Source organism: Taishania pollutisoli (assembly GCF_014518315.1).
Lineage (GTDB): Bacteria > Bacteroidota > Bacteroidia > Flavobacteriales_D > Crocinitomicaceae > Taishania > Taishania pollutisoli.
Genome location: NZ_JACVEL010000018.1, coordinates 18876 through 28199 on the forward strand (window position 1 = coordinate 18876; position 9324 = coordinate 28199).

Consider the following 9324-nt stretch of genomic DNA (forward strand, 5'->3'; position numbering starts at 1 on the left):
AAATACAAACAGTTGAATGTTTGCAACATCCCGGAGATCTTACTTTCCTTTCTCCAATCCAGCATTTTTGTATTGATCGGAATTCAGTATTTCTATTGCTTTGGTCAAGACCTCGTTGCTGTCATTGATGATTTCGTAGAACTGCGGTGTGTCAAACAAACTTTGTGCAAAAACAGCTTTCATGTTCAGCTTCATCAGCTGCTCACTTTCCTTGTATTCTTCTTCATTGAATTCAATCTTGTGATCTTCTGCCGCATATTTGAAAAAGTCATCCATGAACGCCTGTGAAAAATTAAATTCTTTTTTGTACTTCTCAAACGTCGGGTATTGTTGTTTCAACGATGCGCGGTTATTGTTGACGTATTGAGCAAGGTACGTATTGATCGCTCCTTTCCGGATCAAACTGGAGAAAAACGGAGAAACGCCGGTTGTATCATAAGCAACAAATACATCGGGCATGATTCCACCTCCACCGTACACCGTTCTTCCGGTCATCAATGTTTTTACTTTCAGGGAATCATTCAGTTTAATCGAATCCTGGTGGTAGTATTCTCCGTGTTCATACCGGTTGTTCAGATCTTTTTTGTACTCTTCATTGTTTTCGTACGGTTTCTGGATAAAACGTCCGGAAGGAGTAAAATAACGTGCAATCGTCAACCGGATTTGCGATCCGTCCATCAGATTGATCGGACGTTGTACCAATCCTTTTCCGAAGGTTCTTCTTCCGACAATCAGTCCTCTGTCCCAATCCTGGATAGCTCCTGAAACAATTTCACTTGCAGAAGCAGAATTCTCGTTGGTGAGGATAATCAATCTTCCTTTTTCAAATGCATCTTTTTTTGCTGTTTTGAATTCTTGTCTCGGTTGTGCGCGCCCTTCCGAATAAACAATCATCTTATCACCTGATAAAAACTGATCGGCCAGTTCGTGTGCCGCAGAAAGCAATCCTCCTCCGTTGTTTTGTAAATCCAGGATGAGGTCTTTCATTCCTTGTTCTTTCAATTGCTTGATGGAGTTTTCAATCTCTTCGGTTGTTGTACGGGAAAAACTGTTCAACTTGATATACCCGATATTTTTATCGATCATATAAGCTGCATCAACGGAATGGACAGGAATTTTATCACGTGTGATGGTAAACGAAAGGGGTTCTTTCTCATTTTTCCGCACAACGTCTACTTTTACTTTCGTATTCAGATCCCCCATCAGACGCTCTCTGATCTGGGAATTTTTCAATCCTACTCCGGCAATGGTCTCACCATCTACGCGAATCAATTTATCTCCCGATTGCAAGCCCACTTTTTCGGATGGTCCTCCCGGAATTGTTTGCATGATCGTAAACGTATCTTTGAATACCTGGAAACGTACACCGATTCCCACAAAGCTACCGACAATCGCCTGGTTAGCATCTTCTACTTCTTCTTTGGAAATATAAGTGGAATGCGGATCCAGCTTTTCCAGCATCGCAATTACAGCGGCATCCAGTAATTCTTCATTATTTACTTCATCAACATACAACTTGCTAACATAGTTGTATACTTCATCAAATTTATTCCCGCGATTTTGGGAAAAACCTAAACCGGAGATAGACAGGCAGATTAAAGGCAAAAGGAACTTTTTCATCAACTTGAATGTTTATTTATAAGAACGTGAAGGTAGCAAATTTCTTGCCTTAATTTATCAATGATTATTGCTCAGCGATTGTTTTTATACTATTTTAACTCTATTGTGAAAGTAAAATCAACAACATTCCCTTCCTGCGGTGACGAAGGCATTCCATATTTCGTACGGTCAATAGATGCTTTTCCGATGAATTGCTGTTTCCCGTCTTTCTCACCCAGGTATTTAATAAATACATCTTCCGGATTTGTTTTTCCCAATAGAGTAAAGTTTCCTTTCAGCAGATAACCGTCTTCTTTTGGTTCCATGCCGGAAGAAGAAAAAGACATCACAGGGAATTTAGCTGCATTCAGATACGCACCACCCATGATGGACTCATCACGCATCGTGTTGAAGGTCGTTAACTTCTTTGTGGGTAATTTTACATTGAATTTAGCGGAATTAACAGATGTTCCGAAATCAACCGTTCCTTCAAATTCCTTGATCGCTCCTTTGGTAATTCCTCCTTTCTGACCTAATTGAAACGAAATAACAGCTGTTTCGGATACAATCGTATAGTTTCCGGAGAGTTTACTTGCATCCATTCCTTTGGGTTCGGCAACCGGTTCTTCAGAAGTTGTTTGCTGCTCGGTAGCAACGGAAGTCGTTTCTCCTGCCGTTTCAGAGAACGGATCGGAGGGAAGGAACAAGCCAATGGCTACCAGAGCCGGGAATAAAATGTTTGCAGCTTCATGTCTTCCGTTAAACAGGTTGATGACTGCAACACCGAAAAACGCGGCAAGCAAACTTTCTGTTCCTCCGTATGCCGGGTGGACATTGTTTAGTAATGTAACCAGGCTCAACAACACGACAGACAATAAGACAAATACATACCCCATTAGTTTATGGGTTGTTTTTGTCGCTAAAACAGCAAGCATATAAGCTCCTGCACCAACGATCAATCCCGCTGTAATCTTACCGACAGACAAATCAATTCCTTCTACACCATATTTTGCTGTAATTCCGGAAGTTGCTGCAACTGTCAGCAAAGAAATCAGCAAAAGGTCATTCTTCTTTTCACTATAAGCATTGTACAGAAAATAGCCCAGTGTGAGGAATACCAATCCGTACCAGGAAGCAAAAAACGTTGCGGGAATGATGAACAATCCGCTCAATGCAATCTGTGCAGTTAATTGAATGGATTCCTGCTCATCTGAGGGAAAGAAGCGTTTTAACGCAAGTTTCAGTAAATATGCAATTGAACCGATTAAAAAACCAAGGGCGATGACTCCGGTTACTTTCGCATCGGCAAGATTTAATGCGTAATCTCCGAACAGCAAATCATTCTTTCCGATGAATGGTAGGATAAGAATGGAAACAACCGGAGCCGCCCAGCGAATCCACTTTGTTTTAACCAGTGTCGCGACGGCCAGGTTCAGTCCGGCGACCAACCCGATGATTCCGGTCATCCATGCGTTGCTTTCTTCCGGTGAAATGCCTGATTGCAGTAATCGGGTGGATAACAGAAGAAATAAGAAATTCAGTAACGGCTGAAGGCTGGATGAATACCTGTATAGCGAGACCAGACCTGCCAGCAACAGGACAATCGTTGTCAAAGGAAAGATAGTGTCATAATTCATCGGTCAAAATTTTTAATTAAAGATATAAAATTGCAAAGATATAATTTATTTACCGAGGTAAATAAATTAACTGTAAGTTTTTATGTAAAAAAACAGCTTCCGGGAGAAACTGTTCTTTAAAGATAGATAATAATTGAAAGATTTGTCTGTGAATAAGTGGATGGCTTGATAGAGAAAACGATCCAAGTCTGTGAGCAGTAAGATTGACGGGGGCAAAGGTAGGCAGATTTTAATCAAAAAAAATACCTAATATTAGGTATTTTTGGCTGTATAGTTGATTTAATCTCAATTTGTTACAAAGCAAAAAAAGACAGGTTTTCATAGTGTTTATTGAAAAAATCCTTTTTCAATCCAATTCAAAATAGTATTTTCGTGTTTGGAATATGAGCGAAGATAATTTCATAGATATCCGTAAACTGGTACAGAGTAAAAGTCCAAAACTGGCAAAACTTATACCCGGATTTATCTATCGTTACTTAAAACGGATTCTTCACCAGGATGAAATAAATGATTTCATGCGGCGCAACGGGCATTTGAAAAACGAAGCATTTTGTAATGTTATTGTTGAAGAGTTCGATCTGCGGGTGGAAATGAAAGGAATGAACCACATTCCTGCTGAAGGAGGAGTCATTTTAGTAATGAATCATCCGCTTGGAGGAATGGATGCGATGGCTTTGGTACATGCATTGGGAACAAAACGAACCGACATAAAATTCATTGTCAATGACTTATTGCTGAACCTCGCGCCGTTAAAAGAATTGTTTGTGGGGGTAAACAAACACGGTTCCAATGAGCGGCAGTTACACATGCAAATGACGGAACTGTTTTCTTCGGATGCAGCTATCGGAATTTTTCCGGCAGGGCTTGTGAGCAGAAGAAAAAACGGTAAAATTGCCGACCTGGAATGGAAAAAGACATTTGTCCGGTATGCCCGGCGGAATAACAAAACAATTATACCTATCTATATAGAGGGGAGGCTGTCAAGTTTTTTTTATAACTTATCCAACTTTCGTAGGTTTATAGGTATAAAAGCAAATATTGAAATGCTGTATCTTTCAGACGAATTATATAAGCAGAAGGGAAAGCGTATACAGTTTACTGTAGGGAAACCGATTCAACCGGATGAGTTGAAAAACGGAAAATCGGATGAAGAAGTGGCGCAGGATATAAAAGCTACTGTTTATGAGCTAAAAGAGCAGCGCAGGTAAAAAGAAAATAGAATGGAACCAATTATTGAAGCAATAGATAGAAACATACTGAAGTCAGAATTAACAGCTGACCGTTTTGTTCGTGTTACTAGAAAAGGCGACAATGAAATCTATATTGTAAATTATCACAATGCACCGAATACCGTTCGTGAAGTCGGACGATTGCGTGAAGTTACTTTCAGAAATTCAGGAGGAGGAACGGGATTGAGCCTCGACCTGGATGAATTTGATACCAACGAACATTGTTACGAACAACTGATTGTCTGGTCACCGGAAGATGAAGAAATTGTAGGGGGATACCGGTTTATCCGCTGTGAAAAAGCGATCCTGGAAAACGGAGAAATTGATTTATCAACCACACATTACTTTCGTTTTTCAGAACGTTTTGTAACGGATTATCTGCCCTACACTATTGAGTTAGGAAGAAGTTGGGTACAACCGGCTTTTCAACCGAGTGTGAATCCGCGTAAAGGATTGTTCGCATTGGACAATATCTGGGACGGGTTGGGATCTCTTATTATTGAAAACCCGGACATTCGTTATTTCTTCGGGAAGGTAACAATGTATCCTACCTATGAACGGGAGGCAAGAGATTTCCTGTTGAACTTTTTGAATCATTTTTTTCCGGACACCGAAGACCTGATCCAGCCGATTCACCCGTTGGTTCTTGCAAAAAACAAACCGTTCGATGAGCTGATTGCCCAAGACCTGGAGTACAAAGAAGCATTTAAACAGTTGAACAGTTATGTTCGGGAAAAAGGGGAAAACATTCCTCCATTGGTTAATATTTATATGAACTTGTCTCCGACGATGAAAACGTTCGGTACGGCTGTCAACCCGGATTTCGGGAATGTAGAGGAAACAGGAATCCTGGTAACTATCGACGACATCTACCCGGATAAAAAAGAACGGCACATAGAAGGTGATTTCGGAACCAAGCAATAGCGCATGTCATTCCAGTCACCATACCCGCTGGTTAAAAACAGTATTTCAGATTACATCTTCGCACTGCTGATTATTCTCGGTGCGTATATTGCCGGAAACATCCCGTTGCTGGTTGTTTTTTCTCAACTGAATGCTTCGTCAGCAGATATCATCTATGAACTTCAGCGAAACCTGGGTAATACTGTCACGTTTGTTCTGTTCTTATTTTCCTGGATCACCGTTTTTGTTAGCGTACCGCTTATTTCAAAATTTATACTGCGATGGCCGTTTGAGTTTTTAATCACCGGCAGAAAAAAAATAGATTACAAACGATTAGGCGTTGGTTTTGGGCTGTGGTTTCTCTTGTGCACGATTACATTTTTTGTTTCCAGAAATGACCTGGTAGTAACAAATTTCAATGTAGAAAAATTCATTCCCCTGGTTGTTGTGGCCAGTTGTGTACTCCTGGTTCAATGTGCGGCCGAAGAACTGATTTTCCGATCATTTTTGTTGAAATGGATGTCTACCCGGATTCAAAACGGATTGATTCTTTCCATTATTACAGGTACTATTTTTGGGTATTTGCATGCTTCCAATCCGGAAGTGGAGGTGATCGGGAATGTTGCATTGGTGTATTACATTGGGACAGGTATTTTTTTAGGATTGATTGCTATTATTGACGACGGACTGGAATTAACAATCGGATTTCATTTTGCCAACAACTTATTTGCAGCATTAATCGTTACGAGTAACTGGCAGGTGTTTCAGACAGATGCTCTTTTCCTGGATACCAACCCACCGGCTTTTACATGGGTGGATTTCATAACTGCGTTTGGGGGACAAGTGATATTTTTTCTGATATGTTGGAAAGTGTATAAATGGAAATCAGCAGGTAAAAAAATACTGAATGGATAAATTATTGCTGATTCACTCCAACGTTTTACAAAATCATTTCGTTATATTCATAGAGTAACGCGGAAAAGTTTGTTAGAATTACTGAATACTATTAAAAAAATAAATGTCATTTTATCATAATCATAAAGGTATACATATCATTTTAATCATGATTACCATTAATGCCACAATGGCATTTTCTCAAAGCAGAGTTGATTTAGCTGTAGGAGTGGGCAATGCAGTTGGTATGAGTGAAAGAGGACTTCATTTAGATGCTACGCTTTATGTAGGACCACAAATGGAAATGCACAAAGGAGCAATTGGATTGTATGGACTGTATCAGTTCTCAGGGAGTTCTACGTATGCACTACAAAGTCATTTATTAGGAGTAGGATTTGATTATTACATATTGAAAGAAGCAAGAAGATTTCGCCCCTTCATTGAAATTAATGCTACTTCAGAGATTGCATCCAACTATCGGGATGGTTATCTTCAAATGGATTCATGGGGTGTCCAATCACGCCCCGAAACATATACAATCCTATTAGGATCTCATGGAAGCGGGCCGGAATTGACACGTTACTATTCAAGATTCTATGTTGGCACACCAATTTATAGTATCATTTTCATAGGACTAAATATCCGAATTGTAGATGCGTTAAATCTGAATATCTCTGGTGGGGTAGGACTTCGGGGGATTCAATCAAGGGCTTATGATTGGGGTGGATCTCAGGTCGTTTCTACAGATGTATTGCATCAATTATCTATAGGAACAAAATGGTTTAGGACGTATTCTGCCAAAATCGGATTGAGGTATAATTTCGCACTGGTACGTAAAGAGAACAAAAAGCAATAAAATGAAGAACATTATCACAACATGCTTGCTTGTATATTTTTCTCAGGTACTATTCATGCACAAACAATAATTGACAATAAAAAAGAGCAAAACATTTCCGGATTGATTGAACTTTGGTGTGGTTTTTCTGCTTAACGAGGATTCAACCGTTTTTTAATCATTATGCGAAAGGAATGATTGAAGACAAGCTTTTGTCTGATCGTGTATAAGCCCTATTTTTCATTTTGAAATGGGTTCAATTATATATGATAATACAAAATAGGTATATAACAGGTGGTTTAAACGTGAATATATATTTAGGTATGTTGAGAACATAAAATTCAATAAACAACATGAATTGGCAAGAGGAATAAAAACACAAATTCATTCTTTTATTGTTTCCATTCTTTCAAAAAAACTATCTTCACACCATGAAAAAACTTGCTCTGCATTGGAAAATCATCATTGCGATGTTTCTTGGAATCATCTGGTCGTTTCTGTCCGGAAAGTTAGGATTGGCACAGTTCACTGCTGATTGGATTGATCCGTTCGGTACGATTTTCATCAATTGCTTAAAGTTTATCGCCATTCCGTTGGTAATGTTTTCCATTATTACTGGGATTGCAACCATCGGAAAAGAGACAAATCTGGGAAGAATGGGGGCACGAACGATGGGATTGTATGTCTTCACAACCATGTTTGCGATCACAACAGGGTTAACAGTTGTCAACCTATTCAAACCAGGAGTCATTAAAGATGAAACAAAGCGATTGGAAAATCGCCTGGAATATGAAATATGGGCAAATGAAAATGGTGTTAAAATTGCAGACGGACGAAATCTACTGGCAACAGCAGACAGTAGTGTGGTTGCAAAAGTCAACGCTTCGTGGAATGCCAAGAAAAGTTCGGATGAATATGCAGAGATGATGGAGAAGAGCAGCAGTAGCTCAGCTGCGTTTGAAGACAGAGGACCATTGCAACCATTAGTCGACCTGATCCCGGAAAACTTAATTTTGTCGTTGAGTGATGGGAACCTGATGCTACAGGTAATTTTCTTTGCCATGTTCTTTGGGTTTAGTTCCCGATTTTTGCCGGCACACCAGGCACGTCCCATGATCAATTTCTTTGAGGCCGTCAACGAGACATTTATTAAGATGGTGCAGCTCGTTATGAAAGCAGCGCCGTTTTTTGTATTTTGTTTAATGGCCGGAGTCCTGACCAAAAAAGCCGGCTCTGCAGAGGAATTGTTGCAACAGTTGGCGGACCTGGGGTATTATAGTCTGGTTGTTGTCATTGGATTGTTGTTTGCCTTGTTTGTTTTTTACCCGACATTGATGCGTGTATTCGGAGTAAAAATCCCGTATGGAAAATTCTTCAGAGAAATGAGTCCGGCAATGATCCTGGCATTTTCATCGTCTTCCAGTGCAGCAGCACTTCCCGTTACGATAGATTGTGTGGAGAACAGATTGAAGGTTCCGAAGAAAATCACTGACCTGGTTTTGCCGATCGGAGCCACATTAAATATGGATGGTACTTCTTTATACCAGGCAGTGGCTGTGATCTTTCTTGCCCAATATCATGATGTGGATCTGACATTGATACAACAACTCGGAATTATCATTACGGCAACACTGGCTTCTTTTGGCGCAGCGGCTGTTCCGGGAGCAGGATTAATTATGTTGATTATGGTACTTTCCTCCCTGGGGCTAAACCCGATGTGGATCGCATTGATTTCTCCCGTTGACCGTTTATTGGACATGTGCCGGACAGTAAACAATGTCGTAAGTGATGCTGTTGTTGCTATTATTATTAATAGAATGGAGGAAAAACAAGTAAAGGTGATCCCCCCGGAAGAATATTAATCAGGAAAAATCTAATCATCTATACTATTATATAAGTGCATCGTTTTGCCGTATAGGTCTCTTATATATAGTATAGTGTTACAGTATAGCCGGCAGGTTCCGTCAAGCAAAAGCATTTTTTTCATTTTTTACATCGTTAATAACGAATGATTTAATCGTTCGATTTGAAAAAAAATAAAAAAAGATAAAAAAAACGCTTGCAGATACAAAAAAAGCACATACCTTTGCGCCCCGCTAAGGGCCGAACGAGGTTTGAGGGAATATAGGAATAGGGGTTATCTTTAGGGAAAAATAAAAGTAAAAATTTTTTCAAAAAGTGTTGCAGGAATAAAAAACCTGATTATCTTTGCACCCCGCTTAGAACG

General features: G+C 39.7%; 7 protein-coding genes. 5 read left to right on the top strand and 2 right to left on the bottom strand.

Translation table 11 applies throughout. From position 1 onward, the window contains the following. Positions 1-39: 39 nt before the first annotated feature. Both H9Y05_RS15515 and H9Y05_RS15520 read right to left on the bottom strand, forming a co-directional pair. Entirely contained in the window at positions 40-1620 is a 1581-nt protein-coding gene (locus tag H9Y05_RS15515) for a S41 family peptidase (protein WP_216714796.1), read from the bottom strand. 89 nt (positions 1621-1709) lie between these two features. Next, positions 1710-3236, bottom strand: coding sequence for a YceI family protein (locus H9Y05_RS15520; RefSeq protein ID WP_163490361.1), 1527 nt, complete (start codon positions 3234-3236; stop codon positions 1710-1712). A 383-nt stretch (positions 3237-3619) separates the two neighbouring features. Between H9Y05_RS15520 and H9Y05_RS15525 the strand changes: the two genes are divergently transcribed. The 5 genes from H9Y05_RS15525 (at position 3620) to H9Y05_RS15545 (ending at position 8959) form a co-directional block, all read left to right on the top strand. Then, positions 3620-4444: a 1-acyl-sn-glycerol-3-phosphate acyltransferase gene (locus tag H9Y05_RS15525; RefSeq protein WP_216714797.1), complete on the top strand. Its 825-nt coding sequence runs from the start codon at positions 3620-3622 to the stop codon at positions 4442-4444. Between the two features lie 12 nt (positions 4445-4456). Beyond that, positions 4457-5389 (top strand): GNAT family N-acetyltransferase, encoded by a 933-nt coding sequence (locus H9Y05_RS15530; RefSeq protein ID WP_216714798.1) that lies wholly within the window; start codon positions 4457-4459, stop codon positions 5387-5389. Positions 5390-5392: 3 nt separating this feature from the next. Beyond that, complete coding sequence (locus H9Y05_RS15535) at positions 5393-6283, top strand: CPBP family intramembrane glutamic endopeptidase (protein WP_216714799.1); 891 nt, start codon at positions 5393-5395, stop codon at positions 6281-6283. A 103-nt stretch (positions 6284-6386) separates the two neighbouring features. Continuing rightward, positions 6387-7118, top strand: a complete 732-nt coding sequence (locus tag H9Y05_RS15540) for a hypothetical protein (RefSeq protein WP_216714800.1) — start codon at positions 6387-6389, stop codon at positions 7116-7118. 410 nt (positions 7119-7528) lie between these two features. Continuing rightward, entirely contained in the window at positions 7529-8959 is a 1431-nt protein-coding gene (locus H9Y05_RS15545; protein ID WP_163490366.1) for a dicarboxylate/amino acid:cation symporter, read from the top strand. Positions 8960-9324 lie beyond the last annotated feature (365 nt).

Excerpts from the sequence above, each read along its gene's own strand:
- H9Y05_RS15515 (WP_216714796.1), bottom strand. The coding sequence starts at position 1,620 with ATGAAAAAGTTCCTTTTGCCTTTAATCTGCCTGTCTATCTCCGGTTTA.
- H9Y05_RS15520 (WP_163490361.1), bottom strand. The coding sequence starts at position 3,236 with ATGAATTATGACACTATCTTTCCTTTGACAACGATTGTCCTGTTGCTG.
- H9Y05_RS15545 (WP_163490366.1), top strand. The coding sequence starts at position 7,529 with ATGAAAAAACTTGCTCTGCATTGGAAAATCATCATTGCGATGTTTCTT.
- H9Y05_RS15535 (WP_216714799.1), top strand. The coding sequence starts at position 5,393 with ATGTCATTCCAGTCACCATACCCGCTGGTTAAAAACAGTATTTCAGAT.
- H9Y05_RS15530 (WP_216714798.1), top strand. The coding sequence starts at position 4,457 with ATGGAACCAATTATTGAAGCAATAGATAGAAACATACTGAAGTCAGAA.
- H9Y05_RS15540 (WP_216714800.1), top strand. The coding sequence starts at position 6,387 with ATGTCATTTTATCATAATCATAAAGGTATACATATCATTTTAATCATG.
- H9Y05_RS15525 (WP_216714797.1), top strand. The coding sequence starts at position 3,620 with ATGAGCGAAGATAATTTCATAGATATCCGTAAACTGGTACAGAGTAAA.